This window comes from Enterobacter sp. BWH52, assembly GCF_001037565.1.
GTDB lineage: Bacteria > Pseudomonadota > Gammaproteobacteria > Enterobacterales > Enterobacteriaceae > Enterobacter > Enterobacter hormaechei_C.
Genome location: NZ_KQ089854.1, coordinates 2,807,204 through 2,824,624 on the forward strand (window position 1 = coordinate 2,807,204; position 17,421 = coordinate 2,824,624).

At 52.9% G+C, this 17,421-nt stretch carries 20 protein-coding genes and 3 tRNA genes; 10 read left to right on the top strand and 13 right to left on the bottom strand.

The window, feature by feature from the left end; genetic code table 11:
- Positions 1–23: 23 nt before the first annotated feature.
- Positions 24–662: an RpiB/LacA/LacB family sugar-phosphate isomerase gene (locus SK47_RS13325; protein ID WP_003859680.1), complete on the bottom strand. Its 639-nt coding sequence runs from the start codon at positions 660–662 to the stop codon at positions 24–26.
- A 245-nt stretch (positions 663–907) separates the two neighbouring features.
- On the opposite strand from SK47_RS13325, the gene yecR reads away from it, so the two are divergent.
- Both yecR and ftnA read left to right on the top strand, forming a co-directional pair.
- Positions 908–1,246, top strand: a complete 339-nt coding sequence (gene yecR / locus SK47_RS13330; protein WP_045329919.1) for a YecR family lipoprotein — start codon at positions 908–910, stop codon at positions 1,244–1,246.
- 200 nt (positions 1,247–1,446) lie between these two features.
- Complete coding sequence (gene ftnA / locus SK47_RS13335; protein WP_048244467.1) at positions 1,447–1,944, top strand: non-heme ferritin; 498 nt, start codon at positions 1,447–1,449, stop codon at positions 1,942–1,944.
- Positions 1,945–1,980: 36 nt separating this feature from the next.
- On the opposite strand, the gene SK47_RS13340 is transcribed toward ftnA, so the two are convergent.
- Positions 1,981–2,217: a YecH family metal-binding protein gene (locus tag SK47_RS13340; protein WP_003859673.1), complete on the bottom strand. Its 237-nt coding sequence runs from the start codon at positions 2,215–2,217 to the stop codon at positions 1,981–1,983.
- Between the two features lie 191 nt (positions 2,218–2,408).
- Between SK47_RS13340 and tyrP the strand changes: the two genes are divergently transcribed.
- Positions 2,409–3,620 (top strand): tyrosine transporter TyrP, encoded by a 1,212-nt coding sequence (gene tyrP / locus SK47_RS13345; protein ID WP_045329921.1) that lies wholly within the window; start codon positions 2,409–2,411, stop codon positions 3,618–3,620.
- Between the two features lie 316 nt (positions 3,621–3,936).
- Here tyrP and SK47_RS13350 read toward each other — a convergent pair whose 3' ends face one another.
- Positions 3,937–4,605 carry a YecA/YgfB family protein gene (locus tag SK47_RS13350; protein ID WP_048244469.1) on the bottom strand — a complete coding sequence of 223 codons (669 nt, stop codon included), beginning with the start codon at positions 4,603–4,605 and terminating at the stop codon, positions 3,937–3,939.
- 411 nt (positions 4,606–5,016) lie between these two features.
- Here SK47_RS13350 and SK47_RS13355 point away from each other — a divergent pair, with 411 nt between their 5' ends.
- From SK47_RS13355 to SK47_RS13380, 6 genes are all read left to right on the top strand, one after another.
- A complete protein-coding gene (locus SK47_RS13355) occupies positions 5,017–6,138 on the top strand; it encodes a branched-chain amino acid ABC transporter substrate-binding protein (protein ID WP_048244471.1) in 1,122 nt (373 codons plus the stop codon).
- 67 nt (positions 6,139–6,205) lie between these two features.
- Entirely contained in the window at positions 6,206–7,120 is a 915-nt protein-coding gene (locus SK47_RS13360) for an ABC transporter permease subunit (RefSeq protein ID WP_003859667.1), read from the top strand.
- 11 nt (positions 7,121–7,131) lie between these two features.
- On the top strand, positions 7,132–8,406 hold the full coding sequence (gene livM, locus SK47_RS13365) for a high-affinity branched-chain amino acid ABC transporter permease LivM (protein ID WP_003859664.1): 1,275 nt from the start codon (positions 7,132–7,134) through the stop codon (positions 8,404–8,406).
- Entirely contained in the window at positions 8,403–9,278 is an 876-nt protein-coding gene (locus tag SK47_RS13370) for an ATP-binding cassette domain-containing protein (protein ID WP_003859662.1), read from the top strand. Before livM ends, SK47_RS13370 begins: the two co-directional genes overlap by 4 nt.
- The gene (locus tag SK47_RS13375; protein ID WP_003859661.1) at positions 9,275–9,991 is read left to right on the top strand and encodes an ABC transporter ATP-binding protein; all 717 of its coding nucleotides are present in this window, start codon (positions 9,275–9,277) and stop codon (positions 9,989–9,991) included. Before SK47_RS13370 ends, SK47_RS13375 begins: the two co-directional genes overlap by 4 nt.
- A 163-nt stretch (positions 9,992–10,154) precedes the next feature.
- On the top strand, positions 10,155–10,625 hold the full coding sequence (locus SK47_RS13380; protein ID WP_032659207.1) for a hypothetical protein: 471 nt from the start codon (positions 10,155–10,157) through the stop codon (positions 10,623–10,625).
- 5 nt (positions 10,626–10,630) lie between these two features.
- On the opposite strand, the gene SK47_RS13385 is transcribed toward SK47_RS13380, so the two are convergent.
- The 9 genes from SK47_RS13385 to uvrY form a co-directional block, all read right to left on the bottom strand.
- Positions 10,631–11,557 (bottom strand): LysR substrate-binding domain-containing protein, encoded by a 927-nt coding sequence (locus SK47_RS13385; RefSeq protein WP_022651459.1) that lies wholly within the window; start codon positions 11,555–11,557, stop codon positions 10,631–10,633.
- A gap of 29 nt (positions 11,558–11,586) precedes the next feature.
- Positions 11,587–11,910, bottom strand: a complete 324-nt coding sequence (locus SK47_RS13390; RefSeq protein ID WP_003859653.1) for a hypothetical protein — start codon at positions 11,908–11,910, stop codon at positions 11,587–11,589.
- A gap of 2 nt (positions 11,911–11,912) precedes the next feature.
- Positions 11,913–12,065 carry a hypothetical protein gene (locus SK47_RS23970; RefSeq protein ID WP_156172560.1) on the bottom strand — a complete coding sequence of 51 codons (153 nt, stop codon included), beginning with the start codon at positions 12,063–12,065 and terminating at the stop codon, positions 11,913–11,915.
- A gap of 291 nt (positions 12,066–12,356) precedes the next feature.
- Positions 12,357–12,443: transfer RNA gene (locus SK47_RS13395), tRNA-Leu, on the bottom strand.
- An 11-nt stretch (positions 12,444–12,454) separates the two neighbouring features.
- Positions 12,455–12,528, bottom strand: a tRNA-Cys gene (locus SK47_RS13400).
- A gap of 51 nt (positions 12,529–12,579) precedes the next feature.
- Positions 12,580–12,655 (bottom strand) — tRNA-Gly (locus SK47_RS13405).
- Between the two features lie 163 nt (positions 12,656–12,818).
- Positions 12,819–13,367 carry a CDP-diacylglycerol--glycerol-3-phosphate 3-phosphatidyltransferase gene (gene pgsA / locus SK47_RS13410; protein WP_003859652.1) on the bottom strand — a complete coding sequence of 183 codons (549 nt, stop codon included), beginning with the start codon at positions 13,365–13,367 and terminating at the stop codon, positions 12,819–12,821.
- A gap of 56 nt (positions 13,368–13,423) precedes the next feature.
- Complete coding sequence (uvrC, locus tag SK47_RS13415; RefSeq protein WP_045337574.1) at positions 13,424–15,256, bottom strand: excinuclease ABC subunit UvrC; 1,833 nt, start codon at positions 15,254–15,256, stop codon at positions 13,424–13,426.
- Positions 15,253–15,909, bottom strand: coding sequence for a UvrY/SirA/GacA family response regulator transcription factor (gene uvrY / locus SK47_RS13420; RefSeq protein ID WP_003859647.1), 657 nt, complete (start codon positions 15,907–15,909; stop codon positions 15,253–15,255). Before uvrY ends, uvrC begins: the two co-directional genes overlap by 4 nt.
- A 464-nt stretch (positions 15,910–16,373) precedes the next feature.
- On the opposite strand from uvrY, the gene SK47_RS13425 reads away from it, so the two are divergent.
- Positions 16,374–16,598, top strand: a complete 225-nt coding sequence (locus tag SK47_RS13425) for a DUF2594 family protein (RefSeq protein ID WP_003859644.1) — start codon at positions 16,374–16,376, stop codon at positions 16,596–16,598.
- 64 nt (positions 16,599–16,662) lie between these two features.
- Here the strand turns inward: SK47_RS13425 and sdiA are convergent, their stop codons facing one another.
- Entirely contained in the window at positions 16,663–17,385 is a 723-nt protein-coding gene (gene sdiA, locus SK47_RS13430) for a transcriptional regulator SdiA (RefSeq protein WP_003859639.1), read from the bottom strand.
- Positions 17,386–17,421 lie beyond the last annotated feature (36 nt).

Sequence of the window (17,421 nt, forward strand, 5' to 3'; positions counted from 1 at the left end):
ACGCACCGCCCGGCAAAACGGAATCAGCCAACAATACCGCGCACGAAGGCTTCGATCTCTTTGTCCTGGCAGTTCTCGAAGAAGCACTGCTGGAAGCGCTGGCCTGAGACGGCGGTTTTAACCAGCTCAGGATCGATTGCTCGCAGGGTATCCAGATAGTTTTCTTTCACCACCGCCGCTTTCACCTGGTTCAGGATCCCGGCGTTACGCACCTGCGGCTCTTTACGCTCTGGTGGATAACCTTCGCCATTGCGTCCGGTAAACGCTTTCTCAAAGATAAAGCGTACGTTCAGTTCTGCCCCCCAGCCGAAGCCCTTCGCAAAAGGCAGAGAAAGCGCGTTACCGTTGTTGATTTGCGCAAACAGGAAGGCATCCGCAGGATCGATGCAGTAACCGCAAATCACACCCGGATGGATGTTCAGGGACATCAACGCGCCCTGCCCGGTACCGCAGCCGGTGACAACAAAATCGACAGCTTTAGCGTTAAGCAGAATGCTCGCCATGATGCCCAGGTGAATATAGGTGAGATGATGATCGTTCTCATCACTCATACCGACGTTATAGACCGGGAAACCTTTCTCATCAGCAACGGCTTTCAGCTCATTAAGGATGATGGGATTTTTAGCGGCCTGGCTGTTTTCCATCATCAGTGCAATTTTCATCTTGTCTCTCCTGAATGCATGGCGGGCGATCCCGCTGTGGATACTTTTTCCACTTAACCTTACTATCAAACAAACACACTTTCAAATTAAGTGAAAACTTGTTTTAAAAAACAAAGATGCGCTCACAATTTCGCGCGGTGGCCCGGCTCGTTGCACAGTGAGAGGGCAGATCCTCCGGCTATTCCGGCCATTGCGTCACATCGCGTTGGTTACAATGGCGTATTTCCCGTCACGCAGAGTGAACCATGAAACGTGTAATCATAGCCGGAACGATCCTGTTGCTCGCCGGGTGCAGTATCAACCGTCAGGCAGAAATCAGCAGTACGGATGCCCCAAACGGAATTGTGCGCCTCGACTATGGCCAGGCCATGCTGCAAAACGCCTGGTCTGATGAGTATGTTAATAACGGTACGGCAACCAAAGCCTGTCAACATATGGGCTACGCCACCGCGTCAGCCTACGGGCAGCCAATTAAAACCTGCACCCTGATCAGCGGTTCACTCTGTCTGAACGAAAGTGTGACCATTCAGTATAAATGTCAGGGATATGCTGTTACCTCTTCCAGCCAGAATCCGTGGTATTAACCGCTACTGCCAGTCACGCTGGCAGTTTATTTAATAAGAACTAAAACAATTCTCATTAATAAATATAAATAGCGGCAATGCGTTTTATTCCCATTCGTATTTTTAATAAAGAAATATTTATTTTACTTTTTGCAAATAATTAAATAACAAATTATAGTGTCGCTCATCGTGAACCAGAATTAATAAACCGGAGCTGCACCATGTTAAAAACTGAAATGATCGACAAGCTCAATGCGCAAATGAATCTTGAGCTTTTTTCTTCCCTGCTTTATCAGCAGATGAGCGCCTGGTGCAGCTATCACAGCTTTGAAGGAGCGGCCGCCTTCCTGCGTCGTCATGCCCAGGAAGAGATGACGCACATGCAGCGTCTGTTTGATTACCTGACGGACACCGGCAGCCTGCCGCGTATTGATAACGTGGCATCCCCTTTTGCCGAATACGGCTCTCTTGATGAACTGTTCCGCGCCACCTATGAGCACGAACAGCTGATCACCCAGAAAATTAATGAACTGGCTCATGCCGCCATGACCAGCCAGGATTATCCAACCTTTATTTTCCTTCAGTGGTATGTGGCTGAACAGCACGAAGAAGAGAAGCTATTTAAATCCGTACTGGATAAATTATCTCTGGCAGGTAAATCCGGGGAAGGTCTGTACTTCATTGATAAAGAGCTGTCGACGCTCGACACGCAGAATTAACAGAAAAGCGGTGCTGAGTTTTCAGCACCGCTTTATTTAATGACGGCAAATTTTACTTTCGTGAGTGGAAAATCCGTCTGCTGCCGGAATGAATTTTCCGCGCGCCGCCAGAAACGCCACCAGCTCCGCGGCCGTCATCTCTGAAGCTGAACAGGTATGGAAACGCGCCGCTTCGCCAAAGCGGGCATGTATCGCCTCAACCAGACTCTCCTCAGTATACCGCTCACCTGACTCAATCATCATATTCAGCACGTCGTGTCCGTGAATTGACATGGTTACCTCTCGTAAATAAAAAGCAGACTAAACGCTCCCTCCACGGCACGCTTTGCGCTGGCTCAGGTTACCCTTTTCTTTTTGTAAATTAATCATTACACACTATGTAACGGTGATTTGACGAGACGGGGCTTTTCCCTTACTCTGCGCCGCAGAATGAGTCGCGGTATGGAAGCGTTGTAGAGGAAAGCGTGAAGAACAGAACTCTGGGAAGTATTTTTATCGTCGCCGGAACGACAATTGGCGCAGGAATGTTGGCCATGCCGTTGGCTGCCGCTGGCGTCGGGTTTGGGATTACCGTAGTGCTGCTGGGCGGTCTGTGGGCCCTGATGTGTTACACCGCGCTATTATTGCTGGAGGTTTATCAGCATGTCCCTGCCGATACTGGCTTAGGCTCCCTGGCTGCACGCTATCTTGGACGCTACGGGCAGTGGATCGCCGGTTTCAGCATGATGTTCCTGATGTACGCCCTGACTGCCGCTTACATCAGCGGCGCCGGGGAGCTGATTGCGTCAAGTATCAATGACGGCTTCGGTGCGTCGCTTTCACCGGAAACAGGCGCCATTGTCTTTACGCTGATTGGTGGCGGCGTGGTTTGCGCGGGCACATCGCTGGTCGATCTGTTTAACCGTTTTTTGTTCAGCGCCAAAATTCTTTTCCTTGTTGTGATGCTGGTGCTGCTGGCACCGCATGTTCACAAGATTAACCTGCTCTCCCTCCCGCTGGAGAAAGGTCTGGCGCTTTCGGCCATCCCGGTTATTTTCACCTCCTTCGGTTTTCACGGCAGCGTACCGAGCATCGTGAGCTATATGAACGGTGATATTCGCAAGCTACGCCGCGTCTTTGTTATCGGCAGCGCCATTCCGTTGATTGCTTACCTGTTCTGGCAGCTGGTGACGCTGGGCAGTATTGATTCCAATACCTTTATCGGCCTGATGGCAGAGCATTCTGGTCTGAATGGATTCCTGGTTGCCCTGCGTAACGTGGTGGCCTCTTCACACGTGGAGCTGGCGGTACATCTGTTTGCTGACCTGGCCCTGGCAACTTCCTTCCTCGGCGTGGCGCTTGGCCTGTTTGACTATATGGCGGATCTGTTCCAGCGGCGCAATACCGTTGCGGGACGCTTACAGACGGGGGCGATGACCTTCCTGCCGCCGCTGGCCTTCGCGCTCTTTTACCCGCGCGGGTTTGTGATGGCGCTGGGGTATGCTGGCGTGGCGTTATCGGTACTGGCCCTGCTGCTGCCTTCCCTGCTGGCGTGGAAGAGCCGCCAGCAACATCCGCAGCAGGGGTATCGCGTGGCGGGCGGTACGCCAATGCTGTGCGTGGTGTTTGGGTGCGGCGTGGCGATTATTCTGGTGCAGATTTTGATTGCAGCGGGGATGCTGCCGGAAGTGGGATAACTTATTTATACAGGTCCAGAGGTACTGTTCCGTTCACCTTAAGATCAACAGAATATAATTTTTTCACAGCATGTGAACGGGATAAGGGGGCCGCCGCGGCCCCCTTATCAATCCCCGCGGCCCCGCGGAAAATCGGTGCTTCGCACTGCGCTCACCTCCCGACCATCTGCCTACGGTCGGCTCAACTCGACATCCTGTCTCGATTCGCCTCTGGCCGCCATCCATGGCGTCCAGCCCTTGTCATCTGGTCTCCGGTTCGCCGATTTTAGCGGGGACTAAACACCCGTGCCCCATTCAGGCCACAGTAATTAATGATTTAATGCAGGCAGCAGCTTTTAAACTTCTTCCCACTCCCGCACGGGCACGGGTCGTTACGCCCCACCTTCGACCCGTTCACGATCGGCTTTTTCGCTTCCGGCTGCTGCGGGTTAGCCACCCAGTAGTTATACAAGCGCAGCGCCGCAGGCTGAATGCTCTCGATGCTGGCCATATACTCCTCTTCGGTCAGCGCATCCAGCTTCTCGCTGTTCTCTTCCGTCCCGTGCAGGGCAATCACCGCCAGGTCCGCTTCCAGCGCTTCCGGCAGGGATGACCAGTCCGTCAGCGCCATGCCGCGCATGTAGCCATAGCACCACTCTTCCACCACGGTATAACTCTGACCGTCAACGTCGTTATAGCCAAACAGCGGTTCAAACTGATCCGGGTATTCGCTCAAACGCTCGGCAATATCGTTCATGTGCTTAAAGCAGAGATCGATAAAACGGTTCATCTCACGATCGTTTTTCCAGCGAGGAATATATTTCTCACCACCCCAGACCGCCACCAGCCAGGTGTCGGGCTCCACCACGACGGGACCGGAAAGTACTGCGGTAAGCATGCCGTCCAGTTCGGACACGTCAATCACGGATGCATCGTCGTGACCGTAAGAGATTAATGTCTCTTCCAGCCACGCCATCTCGCTTTCATTTAATGGGCCTTCAGCCATTGCTGATACTCCTGATAAAAAAAACGATCCTGACATATATCGCCGCGCGTGCCTATCTGAAGTTTAGGTCTTTATTGCTGCAAAAACGTGCAAATCGTGACCGTTGCACAACTTATGGGCTTTGTTGTTAAGGAGATGTGATCTCCGCTGTAAATTCATATCATCCCGCAAAGGCGCATAAAACGGCGCTCTATACTCAACGTGTTGTGACCCGGTCAAGGGATTAACCATTCTGGCAACCTTTTTGCTTAATGTTCTGCGCGCTTCGCGGTGCGTGGGATCCTCGCCGTATTAAGCATGAGATTGCTTCTAAAGTGCATTTTGTTCTCGCTCTTGTTTTTGGATTTACGATGCCATCAGGCGTTCGGGTTTATACCTGGTGCAAAAACCTCTTTGCTAAGGAACATAATAATGTCGCTGAAATTTACCAAAACTCCCCTCTCCCTGGTGCTGGCCGGTTGTCTGGTGACGCCCTTTTCCGCGCAGGCCGATATCGTCATCGGCGTGGCCGGGCCGTTCACAGGCCCGAACGCAACCTACGGCGATCAATACTGGCATGGCGCTACGCAGGCGGCGGAAGACATTAACGCCGCCGGCGGGATCAACGGTGAGAAAATCAAACTGGTTCAGGGCGACGACGCCTGCGAGCCCAAACAGGCCGTCGCCGTTGCCAACCGCTTAGTCGATCAGGATAAGGTGAAAGCGGTCGTCGGCCACTTCTGCTCTTCGTCGACCATGCCCGCCTCCGAGGTCTATAGCGATGCCGGGATCCTCTCCATCACTCCCGGCTCAACGAACCCACTGATTACCGAACGTGGCATGAGCGACATATTTCGCATGTGCGGACGTGACGACCAGCAGGGCCAGGTCGCCAGCGATTTTATTCTTGATAAGCTGAAAGCCAAACGGGTGGTCATCATCCACGATAAAGACACCTACGGTCAGGGGCTGGCGGATGCCACTAAAGCGGCGCTGGCGAAACGCGGCGTTAAGGAGGTGATGTACGAAGGGTTGTCCCGCGGGGAGAAAGACTTTAACGCGCTGGTGACCAAAATCGGCGCACAAAAACCGGACGTGGTGTTCTTCGGGGGCTGTCACCCGGAAGCGGGCCCGCTGGTTCGCCAGATGCGTGAACAGGGCGTGCAGGCGAAGTTCTTCTCGGGAGACTGTATCGTCAATGAAGAGATGGTCACCGCCGCCGGTGGGGCACAGTACACCAACGGTATTTACATGACCTTCGGTAAAGATCCGCGCCTGATCCCGGACGGAAAAGCCGTCATCGAGAAATTCCGCACCGGTAAATTTGAACCTGAAGGGTACACCCTCTACGCCTACGCGTCTGTGCAGGCTATCGCGGCGGCATTCAAGGCCACGAAAGGGACGGATTCCGCAAAAGCCAGCGAGTGGCTGAAGGCCAACCCTGTCGACACGGTGATGGGTAAAAAAGCCTGGGACAGCAAAGGTGACCTCAAAGTCTCTGACTACGTGGTCTACCAGTGGGATGACAAAGGCAAATATAAAGAAGTGCCATAACGGGACGGAATCTGCTCAGCGCCGGCAGGTCTGACTGTCGGCGTAACCCTTATTCAGGTGCGCGACCATGAGTACATTCTTTCTGCAACAATTAATTAATGGCTTAACGCTGGGGTCGGTCTACGGTCTTATCGCCATCGGCTACACCATGGTGTACGGCATCATCGGTATGATCAATTTCGCCCACGGCGAAGTGTATATGATCTCCGCCTATCTCTCGGCCATTGGCCTGGCCCTGCTGGCGTTTTTTGGACTCCACTCCTTTCCGCTGCTGATCCTGGGGACGCTGGTTTTCACCATCGTGGTCACTGGCGTTTATGGCTGGACGATTGAGCGCATCGCCTATAAGCCGCTACGCAACTCGACGCGTCTGGCGCCGCTGATTTCGGCCATCGGGATGTCGTTGATACTGCAAAACTACGTCCAGCTCAGCCAGGGCCCGCGCCAGCAGGGCGTGCCCACCATGCTTGATGGCGTGCTGCGTTTTCACCTTGGCGAAGGGTTTGTCCAGATAACCTATACCAAAGTCTTTATCCTCATCGCCTCGTTCGCGGGCATGCTGGTGCTGACCTGGATTATCAACCGTACCCGCTTAGGACGCATGTGCCGTGCGGTACAGCAGGATCGTAAGATGGCCTCCATCCTGGGTATCAACACTGACAGAATAATTTCGCTGGTGTTTGTTATCGGCGCAGCCATGGCCGGGCTGGCGGGCGTGCTGATCACCATGAATTACGGCACCTTTGATTTTTACGTCGGGTTTGTTATCGGCATCAAGGCCTTTACGGCGGCGGTGCTGGGCGGCATCGGCTCTTTGCCCGGTGCGATGCTTGGCGGGCTGATTCTGGGCGTCGCAGAAGCGCAATTCTCCGGGATGGTGAACTCGGATTATAAAGACGTGTTCTCGTTTGGATTGCTGGTCTTAATTCTGATCTTCCGTCCTCAGGGGCTGCTGGGCCGCCCTGTCGTGGCTAAAGTGTAAGGAACAACGCGATGACCTCTGACGGTTTTTCCCTGAAGCGCTGCATTCTGGACGCAATTTTTTCCGGAATGATCGCCCTGATTATTTTCGGCCCGATTGCGGGTGTGATACTGGATGGTTACAGCTTTACCTTTGACGGCCAGCGGCTGGCGTGGATTGTTGGCACGGTGATGGTGGGACGTTTTTTGCTGAGCGCCTTTTCAGCTACGGCGGCCGGAAGACGTTTACAGACGCGGTTTGAATCCGACAATGCGGGCGTGTATGTCCGGCCGCCGGCGTATAAAAGCCGCATGCGCTGGATCATTCCGCTGATTGTCACGCTGGCGATCTGCTTCCCGTTTGTAGCAACGAAATACCTTCTGACGGTTGCCATTCTCGGACTGATCTACGTCCTGCTCGGTCTTGGGCTGAACATTGTTGTTGGCCTGGCAGGGCTGCTGGATCTGGGTTATGTCGCCTTCTATGCCATCGGCGCTTACGGGCTGGCGCTCGGGTATCAGTATCTGGGGCTTGGGTTCTGGAGCATGCTGCCGCTGGCGGCGCTAATGGCCGCGGGCGCAGGCGCCCTGCTCGGCTTTCCGGTGCTGCGCATGCACGGGGATTATCTCGCCATCGTCACGCTTGGGTTTGGCGAGATCATCCGCCTGGTGCTGAACAACTGGCTCACCTTCACCGGCGGGCCAAACGGCGTTTCAGCCCCTGCCCCAACCTTTTTTGGCCTTGAGTTTGGCCGACGCGCCAAAGAAGGCGGCGTCCCCTTCCACGAGTTCTTCGGCCTGACCTATAACCCCAACATGAAGTTTATTTTCATCTATGCGGTACTTTTCCTGGTAGTCATGCTGGTGCTCTACATTAAACACCGGCTGACCCGAATGCCCATTGGACGGGCGTGGGAAGCGCTCCGTGAGGATGAGATTGCCTGCCGTTCCATGGGGCTGAATCACGTTCTGGTCAAACTCTCGGCCTTCACCCTGGGCGCATCGACGGCAGGTATCGCCGGGGTGTTTTTTGCCACCTACCAGGGGTTTGTTAACCCGACCTCTTTCACCTTTTTTGAATCGGCCCTGATCCTCGCCATTGTGGTCCTGGGCGGGATGGGCTCCACCGTCGGCGTCGTACTGGCCGCCTTTGTGCTGACCGTCACGCCGGAACTGCTGCGCAGCTTTGCGGAATACCGGGTGCTGCTGTTTGGCATGCTGATGGTGGTGATGATGATCTGGCGTCCTCGCGGTCTGATCCGCATCAACCGCAGCGGATTTACCGTGCGTAAAGGAGTGGCGCCATGAACGCAACGATTTTACGTGTAGAACATCTGATGATGCACTTCGGCGGGATCAAGGCCTTAAACGACGTCAATCTTGAGGTGCAGCGCGGCTCCATTACCGCACTCATTGGGCCTAACGGCGCGGGAAAAACGACCGTCTTTAACTGCCTGACCGGTTTCTACCGGGCCTCCGGCGGCAACATTCTGTTCAATGCACGAAATAAAACCACCAATGTCATTCAGGTGCTCGGCCAGAAATTCCAGCCGGGCGACTGGCTCAACCCGGCGCAGCTTGGTCAACGCCTGTTCTATAAAATGTTTGGCGGCACGCATCTGGTGAACCGCGCGGGTCTTGCGCGCACGTTTCAGAACATCCGCCTGTTCCGCGAGATGTCTGTTGTGGAAAACCTGCTGGTGGCACAGCACATGCGCGTCAACCGCAATCTGCTGGCGGGTGTGCTGAATACCCCTGCGTATCGTCGGGCAGAAAACGATGCGCTGGACCGGGCGTTTTACTGGCTGGAGGTGGTGGATCTGGTGGATTGCGCGAACCGTCTGGCCGGGGAAATGTCCTATGGTCAGCAACGACGCCTCGAAATCGCCCGCGCCATGTGTACCGGCCCGGAGATGATTTGTCTCGATGAACCTGCTGCCGGCCTGAACCCGGTGGAGACGCACAAGCTGAGTGAGATCATCCGGTTCCTGCGCGACCACCATGACATCACGGTTTTGCTGATCGAGCATGATATGGGGATGGTGATGGGCATTTCAGATGACATCATTGTGCTCGATCACGGCGATGTGATTGCCAGAGGTAAACCGGCTGAGATTCAGCACAATGAAAAAGTGATTGCCGCGTATCTGGGCACCGACGAAAGCGAGGTAAATCTGTGAGCGAACCGATGCTTCAGTTTCAGGATGTGGATGTTTTCTACGGGGTGATCCAGGCGTTGAAGCAGGTTTCGCTTGAGGTTAACGAAGGGGAAACCGTTGCCCTGATTGGCGCTAACGGCGCGGGGAAGTCAACATTACTGATGTCTGTCTTTGGTCAGCCCCGGATCCGCAACGGGCAGATCCTCTTCTGCGGCGAGGATATCAGCCACAAATCTACCCACTATGTTGCCACCGGCGGCATCGCGCAGGCACCTGAGGGACGACGCATTTTCCCGGATATGTCTGTAGAAGAGAACCTGCTGATGGGGACAATCCCCGTCGGCAATCAGCATGCAGCGGAAGATATGCAAAGCATGTTCGACCTCTTCCCTCGCCTCAAAGAGCGCCGTAACCAGCGGGCGATGACGCTTTCAGGCGGTGAACAGCAAATGCTGGCTATCGCCCGCGCGCTGATGAGCCGTCCTAAACTTCTGCTGCTGGATGAACCCAGCCTCGGCCTCGCGCCAATCGTGGTTAAACAGATCTTCCAGACGCTGCGCGAACTGGCCCGTAACGGAATGACGATTTTTCTGGTCGAGCAGAATGCGCACCACGCGCTGAAGTTGTCCGACCGCGGCTATGTGATGGTTAATGGCCAGATTCGGTTAAGCGGCAGCGGCGAGGCGTTGCTGAAGGATCCGGAGGTGAGGAAGGCGTACCTGGGTGGAGTGTGAAACGAAAAGGCTATAGTGAGAAAAACTCACAGTGATTGCCATTATTAATCGTTTTTCTGATGCGACCGCATTCAAATATCATCTTCACGACCCGCCTTTGCGCGGGTCGATAAAACGTTCAGCCGCAAACTGAATAATAATGATAAGAGGATCCGGGGCAAATATGACACTTGATGCGTTATATCAGTTATTGAAAACTGTATTACCACCTGACACCGATTCAGCCGATGATTTACAGGATTTTATGGCCATGCTTATGGCGACGAAACATCACTCTGAGGCTCTGTCACCGTTTGCGCAGCGCGTATACATGCTATCCGTTGCCCATCGCGACCCTAAGCAAGCGGCTGCGCTGATTTCAGCCTGTCATCCTGAAGCAGGAAAGCCCCTTCCGCTGCTCGACTTCTCCGGCTGGCCGGACGTGCGTTACGCCACTTCAGGTGAATTACAGACGCCCGAGTCTGAGGACTATTTTCACAAGATTTCGTCTGCCGCCACGCTATTACGCGCGGCAATCATTGACGCTGAGCAACAGAAAAACACGCCAGCATTTTATATTCTGGATAAGGTACTCAGCCTGAACAGCGCTTTGCCAGAACGTTATAAAAAGATGGCAAACATATCTTATTCATAACGGTATTAATAAACCCGACTGTCATCGTATTCCAGATAATCGATATCCAGCGCCGGAACGACCGGGGTATGGTTTTGCAGCCAGGCCAGAAGATGCTGAATGCTCTCTCTTTTGAGTGAATTTTTTGGCCAGACGAGGTAGTAGCCATCCCCTGTCGCAATAGCTTCCCTGAACGGCAGGCCCAGCAGGCCGCTTTTCAGGGCATCAAGCGTGAGATGCAGGTCGGCGATAGCGATGCCGTGCCCGTTCATCGCGGCAATACTTCCCTGTTCAAGGGTATCGAACACCATACCGCTGCTCATATCGAGCCCCGGGAACAATCCTGTTCTTCGCAGCCAGCGCCGCCAGTCACGTCTGTCCGGTGAAGGATGGATCAAATCGCATTGCGGAAGCCGTTGCCGGGCCGGTTCGATAAGTGATGGGGTACAAACCGGGATAAGCCATTCATGAAAAAGCAGCTGACTCTCCGTTGTGTCACCAAAACGGCCATTACCAAGAAGGATGGCGCAGTCGTAGGGCTCAAGATTGAAATCAACGGTATCAATGTCCATCCAGACGCTGGCAATCTCAACCTGTGGTTTTGCATGGTTGTTGCGAAAAGATCGCAGCACGTCGAGAAGCCATCTCATGGTCAGGGTGCTGGGTGCTTTTAACCGCAGCAGGTGGTTTTCACTGCGAAATGCCCGGCAGGCCCATTCAATGCTCGTGAAGCTCTCGTTCAGCTGTCCGGCAAGCACTCGCCCGGCTTCAGTGACCTCCACGCGAGGACCTTGCCTTTTGAAAAGCTCGCAGTCGAACCACAGTTCAAGGGTACGAACATGTCTGCTGACCGCACCCGGCGTAATATTAAGCGTTTCAGCGGCTTTACTGAAGGAGTTCAACCGCGCAGCAACTTCAAACGCACGCAGTGCATACAATGGCGGTAAAGACATAACGTCCCTTAAATGAAAATTTCATTATGCTAAAACTTGTTCCGGGGCAACGCCAGCAAATAAATTATGGAGAAAAACAATGATCCCCAATATACCGAGTCATATCGATAGGGGTCAAAATCGATATGCAAAAAGCTGCGGACAAACTCGTAGCCATTAGCAAAGATGTTTATCTGAACGGCTGCAACAGCGATTACAAACACCATATATGCGATAAATAGCGGGTATTTATGCAGCCTGTTAACTTTTAGTTTCCCGAGATAAAGCAAGAAAAAAATTGCAACAGATACAACAAAATAGACGATGGCAGGCCAAACGGGTGGATGAAGCGAAAATTCTAATTCTTGTGACATAATCAATTCTCATTAGATATCTGGTACATCTGCCATCCCGTAATGCTCCCAGTGGTCAAATCCAGCGCCATTGCGGTTTTAGATGCCTCTTGCCAGCCGTAGTTCATATCCTGTACGTTCGAGAGCTTGTCGCCGGAGAACAATGTTTTGATCATTTGTTGATACCCTTGCCCAGCCTATTTGCAAGCTCTTCCACTTTTTCTAAGGAAAATCCAAATGAAGTTATCTGCGAAGCTGCCGCAGGGCAATCGATGAAACGGAGATATAAGAATTTACGCGATAAGGAAACGCCCTCGACGCATAATGATCGAAAAATTATGGTTGTGCATGGGTCAGGCACGAAAAATAAGATTTGTTGTCAGGAAGGGGGAATTGCAGGCACAAAAAAACCACCTTTCGGTGGTTTCACGACACTGCTTATTGCTTTGATTATTCTGCTTTTCCCATGGTAGCCGGAGTGGGACTTGAACCCACACAGCGCGAACGCCGAGGGATTTTAAATCCCTTGTGTCTACCGATTCCACCATCCGGCCAGGGAAGAAAGTGGAGGCGCGTTCCGGAGTCGAACCGGACTAGACGGATTTGCAATCCGCTACATAACCGCTTTGCTAACGCGCCTTAAATCTGTTGTCTTTCGACCTGCACCCGCAAACTGCCGATGCTTTAATCTGGAGCGGGAAACGAGACTCGAACTCGCGACCCCGACCTTGGCAAGGTCGTGCTCTACCAACTGAGCTATTCCCGCATGTCATCAAGTAACTATTTAACGACTTCCTAACCACTTGATTTCATTATCGTCCGGCTAACTGTGCCGCCGTTCGATGCGTTGCATTCTACTGATATGACGTTATGAGTCAACGTTATTTTTTGCATCTCAGGATCGTTTGCTGAAAATTAAGCCGAAACGATCACTGTTCAAGCAAATCACCGCGCGCAGCGTTCAAATATTGCAGCATTGACCACAGCGTCAGCACCGCCGCAACCCACAGCAGACCAATGCCAGCCCACTCTACCCAGGCATTCGGACGCCACAGCATCCACACCAGCGCCGCCATCTGCGCAGTGGTTTTAACTTTACCGATCCAGGACACCGCCACGCTGCTGCGTTTACCCAGCTCCGCCATCCACTCGCGCAGGGCAGAGATAATAATCTCACGTCCAATCATGGTCGCGGCAGGCAGCGTCACCCACCAGGTATGATAATGTTCCGCCACCAGCACCATCGCGATTGCTACCATCACCTTATCCGCAACCGGATCGAGGAACGCGCCAAAGCGGGTGCTCTGGTTCCAGCGACGCGCCAGATAACCGTCAAACCAGTCCGTCACGGCAGCGATCAGGAAAATAAGCGCACAGGCAAAAGGCGCCCAGACGACCGGCAGGTAAAATGCCAGGACGAAGAACGGAATGAGCACAACGCGAAAGAGAGTGAGCAACGTAGGGATATTAAATCGCATGATGACGGTAACTGTCTGTTGTCAGTAAAATTTAGCTCTATGTTGCTACAGAGCCCTCAATGTTTCAACGAGTAGTAGATCTTTTCTGCCAGCCCTTGCGAAATACCCGGCACTTTTGCAATTTCTTCCATACTGGCGTTGAGTAATCCTTGCAATCCGCCCATATACTTCAACAGCATCTGGCGACGTTTTGGCCCGACGCCTTCAATCGTCTCAAGGGTACTGGTATTTTTCACTTTCGCCCGTTTTTTACGGTGCCCGCTGATGGCATGATCGTGCGACTCATCGCGAATATGCTGGATCACGTGCAGCGCAGGGGAATCCGGCGGCAGGCTAAAGCCCTCGCCTTCCGGCTCAAAGAACAGCGTTTCCAGGCCAGCCTTACGATCTGCCCCCTTCGCTACCCCTAGCAGCAGCGGATGGTTCTTGTCCCACTCTACGTCGAGCGATTCGAATACCGCCTTCGCCTGCCCCAACTGCCCTTTCCCGCCGTCGATAAGGATAACGTCCGGGATTTTGCTCTCTTCAATCGCTTTACCATAGCGACGGCGCAGCACCTGGTTCATGGCGGCATAATCGTCACCGGGCGTAATGCCGGTGATGTTATAGCGACGATACTCTGCCCGCAGGGGGCCATTCGCATCAAAGACCACACACGACGCCACGGTCTGCTCACCCATCGTATGGCTGATGTCGAAGCATTCCATGCGTTTCACTTCCGGCAGTTTGAGCAGCGTAGCAAGGGCGGTTAAACGCTGGCTGACGGTCGACTGCTGGGACAGTTTGGTGGTCAGCGCCGTGGCGGCATTGGTTCGCGCCAGCTTCAGATAACGTGCGCGATCGCCCCGCGGTTTCGTCTGGACATTCACCCGGCGGCCTGCCAGCTCTGAAAGCGAATCTGCCAGCAGGGTTTTATCGTCGAGCGTGAAGTCTAGAAGGATCTCCGAGGGCAGCGTACGCATCTGGCTGCCCTGCAAATAAAACTGGCCGACAAAAGTCTCCACCACTTCACCCAGCTCAGTGCCGCCCGGCACCTTCGGGAAGTAGCTGCGGCTGCCGAGCACTTTGCCCTGACGAATAAACAGCACGTGAACACAGGCCAGACCGGCGTCAAAGGCAACGCCGATAACATCGAGGTCGTCGCCCGTATTAGAAACAAACTGCTTCTCGGTCACCCTGCGCACCGCCTGGATCTGGTCGCGGATGCGTGCGGCCTCTTCAAATTCCAGCGCCGCGCTGGCTTTTTCCATACGAGTAATCAGTTGCGTCAGCACCTGATCGTCTTTCCCGGCTAAAAACAGGCGGACATATTCCACCTGCTGCGCGTACTCTTCTTCGCTTACCAGCCCTTCAACGCACGGCCCCAGGCAGCGGCCAATCTGATATTGCAGGCACGGCCGGGAACGGTTGCGGTAGACGCTGTTTTCACACTGGCGAACGGGGAAGATTTTTTGCAACAGCGCCAGCGTTTCGCGTACGGCATAACCGTTCGGGAAAGGGCCAAAGTATTCACCCTTCGCATGCTTAGCGCCACGATGCATCGCCAGGCGAGGATGGGTATCACCGCTCAGGAAGATAAACGGGTAGGACTTATCATCGCGCAGCAGGACGTTGTAGCGCGGCTGATACAGCTTGATATAGTTGTGCTCAAGCAGCAGCGCTTCCGTTTCCGTGTGCGTCACGGTGACATCAATGTTGTGGATGAGTGCGACCAGTGCTTCGGTTTTACGAGAGGCAAGATTGCTGCGGAAATAGCTGGAAAGGCGTTTTTTCAGATCTTTTGCCTTACCGACATAGATAACCGTACCGCCAGCGTCGTACATTCGGTAGACGCCCGGCTGGCTGGTGACGGTTTTTAGAAATGCTTTTGAATCGAACGCTTCACTCACTGACTTATTAACGACTCCGCATTGCACAAACCATGGCGAATGGCCAGGTGAGTCAGTTCGACATCACCGTGAATGTTCAATTTACTGAACATCCGATAGCGATAGCTGTTGACCGTTTTCGGGCTGAGATTCAACTGCTCTGAGATCTCATTCACCTTCTGACCTTTAGTGATCATCAGCATAATCTGCAATTCGCGCTCAGACAAACTGGCAAACGGAGATTCCGTTTTTTCCGGTTCAATCTGACTCAGAGCCATCTGTTGAGCAATATCAGAAGCGATGTAACGCTGCCCGGCGTATACGGTGCGGATCGCATTGACAACTTCCTGCGGCGCGGCGCCTTTACTGAGATACCCGGCAGCACCCGCCTGCATAACCCTGGCAGGCAGCGGATTTTCGGTATGGACGGTCAGCATGATAACTTTGGTATCAACGAACATGCGCGCGATTTTGCGCGTGGCTTCAAGCCCGCCAATACCGGGCATGTTCATATCCATCAGCACCACGTCTGCGGAGTTAGCGCGACACCATTTGACGGCATCTTCGCCACAGCACGCCTCGCCGGCAACTTTAATACCCTTTATATCTTCAAGAATGCGTCGTATCCCTGCGCGCACCAGTTCGTGGTCATCAACAAGAAGGACGTTGATCAAAGGAAATGTCTCCAGAATAGGGATAACGCTACTGACTGCTAATTGGGTTTATATTAACGGTTTTCCATGCAAGATTAAAACGCTAAAAAATCGGCTATACGATTCTGGTCTCGTTTTTGGAAATTAGGCTGTACAGCAAGTGGAAAGAAAACCCTTGTCCGCTGGGCTTTTACCGCTATTTTCTAGCATCGATATTCAAAAAGTTACTAAAACAGTTGTTAACTCAAACGAAAAAGAGCGCGCGATTTTTTGTAACAACAATTAACGAATGACGAACCGGGGATAAACATTTAATTGCCGCTAACATATTGGACAGAGTACCTTCATAATCCGCGTCGACCAATAATCGCGGCGCGACAAGTATAAAAAACAACCACTGCATTTTTTGCCATAGCTTGTGGTATACTCCGCCGCCTTAACTTTCATCGTCGCGCTCATGCGCTGTTTTATAATGAGGAAAATAAATGAGCACACCTGAATTTGCCACTGCCGAGAATAACCAGGAACTGGCACAGGAAGTAAACTGCCTGAAGTCGCTGCTGACGCTTATGCTACAGGCGATGGGCCAGGCTGATGCTGGTCGTGTGATCATTAAAATGGAAAAACAGATCGCGCAGATGGAAGACCAGGCGGAATCCGCTGTTTTTGCCAATACGGTTAAGCAAATTAAACAAGCCTACCGCCAGTAACAAAAACGGCTGGATGCAAAGCATTCAGCCGTTTTCTCGTCTGACACGCAGAACATGATATCAGTCAGATAAGTCCCGTCGCCGCGGCATAACACGCTATCTGGATCTTATTCGGTGCGTTGAATTTCTTCTGCATATTCTTCTGGTGGAAATTGACGGTATTTTCCGAGATGGAAAGAATGATGGCGATTTCTGCCGACGTCTTCCCTTCTGCGGTCCACTTCAGAATTTCCCGTTCACGCTTGCTGAATTTCATTTCAGGCGGCATCACCGTCTCATGTTCAAAGCGCAACAGCGTAGTGAGCGCCATCTGGACCAGCATTTGTAAACGCAGCTCAACTTCTTCACTGGATATCGAGTGTGCCTGTAAGCTGGTACATGACACGGAAAGGAAACCGAGCGCATGATTTGGCATCATCAGACACTGCGTTATTCCCTTGCGTAAACCGTGGTCCCGCGCGCCGTCCCATAATTGCTGGGCATCCGTGAATAATTCATCCGTCCAGGGCAAATGTCCCTGAATGAAATTCTCCGGCTTCAGTACCGGGTCAATGGCGAAATAATTCTCGGATTGATATTGCGCCATCCATTGTTGCGGATAACTGGAATGGACGGATGTTCGCGGGCGGGTAAATGGCACAGGGTGTCGAACACAAAGCGCATAATAATCGAATTCAAGCGCCTGCGTTTGTCGCTGAAGTTCCTGATATACCTCGTCAGCACAGGTCATTTGCTGAAACCGGAGGACGCATTCCCGTCGCCAGGTGAAAAAGTCTATATCCCTCATACTCGCCGAATGAAGCCTCTGATAAAGATAATCATT

Coding starts and splice junctions, on each gene's coding strand:
- livM (WP_003859664.1), top strand. CDS start 7,132: ATGACCTCTGACGGTTTTTCCCTGAAGCGCTGCATTCTGGACGCAATT.
- SK47_RS13380 (WP_032659207.1), top strand. CDS start 10,155: ATGACACTTGATGCGTTATATCAGTTATTGAAAACTGTATTACCACCT.
- SK47_RS13385 (WP_022651459.1), bottom strand. CDS start 11,557: ATGTCTTTACCGCCATTGTATGCACTGCGTGCGTTTGAAGTTGCTGCG.
- SK47_RS13425 (WP_003859644.1), top strand. CDS start 16,374: ATGAGCACACCTGAATTTGCCACTGCCGAGAATAACCAGGAACTGGCA.
- SK47_RS13390 (WP_003859653.1), bottom strand. CDS start 11,910: ATGTCACAAGAATTAGAATTTTCGCTTCATCCACCCGTTTGGCCTGCC.
- ftnA (WP_048244467.1), top strand. CDS start 1,447: ATGTTAAAAACTGAAATGATCGACAAGCTCAATGCGCAAATGAATCTT.
- sdiA (WP_003859639.1), bottom strand. CDS start 17,385: ATGAGGGATATAGACTTTTTCACCTGGCGACGGGAATGCGTCCTCCGG.
- SK47_RS13340 (WP_003859673.1), bottom strand. CDS start 2,217: ATGTCAATTCACGGACACGACGTGCTGAATATGATGATTGAGTCAGGT.
- pgsA (WP_003859652.1), bottom strand. CDS start 13,367: ATGCGATTTAATATCCCTACGTTGCTCACTCTCTTTCGCGTTGTGCTC.
- yecR (WP_045329919.1), top strand. CDS start 908: ATGAAACGTGTAATCATAGCCGGAACGATCCTGTTGCTCGCCGGGTGC.
- SK47_RS13350 (WP_048244469.1), bottom strand. CDS start 4,605: ATGGCTGAAGGCCCATTAAATGAAAGCGAGATGGCGTGGCTGGAAGAG.
- SK47_RS13370 (WP_003859662.1), top strand. CDS start 8,403: ATGAACGCAACGATTTTACGTGTAGAACATCTGATGATGCACTTCGGC.
- SK47_RS13325 (WP_003859680.1), bottom strand. CDS start 662: ATGAAAATTGCACTGATGATGGAAAACAGCCAGGCCGCTAAAAATCCC.
- SK47_RS23970 (WP_156172560.1), bottom strand. CDS start 12,065: ATGATCAAAACATTGTTCTCCGGCGACAAGCTCTCGAACGTACAGGAT.
- SK47_RS13355 (WP_048244471.1), top strand. CDS start 5,017: ATGTCGCTGAAATTTACCAAAACTCCCCTCTCCCTGGTGCTGGCCGGT.
- SK47_RS13360 (WP_003859667.1), top strand. CDS start 6,206: ATGAGTACATTCTTTCTGCAACAATTAATTAATGGCTTAACGCTGGGG.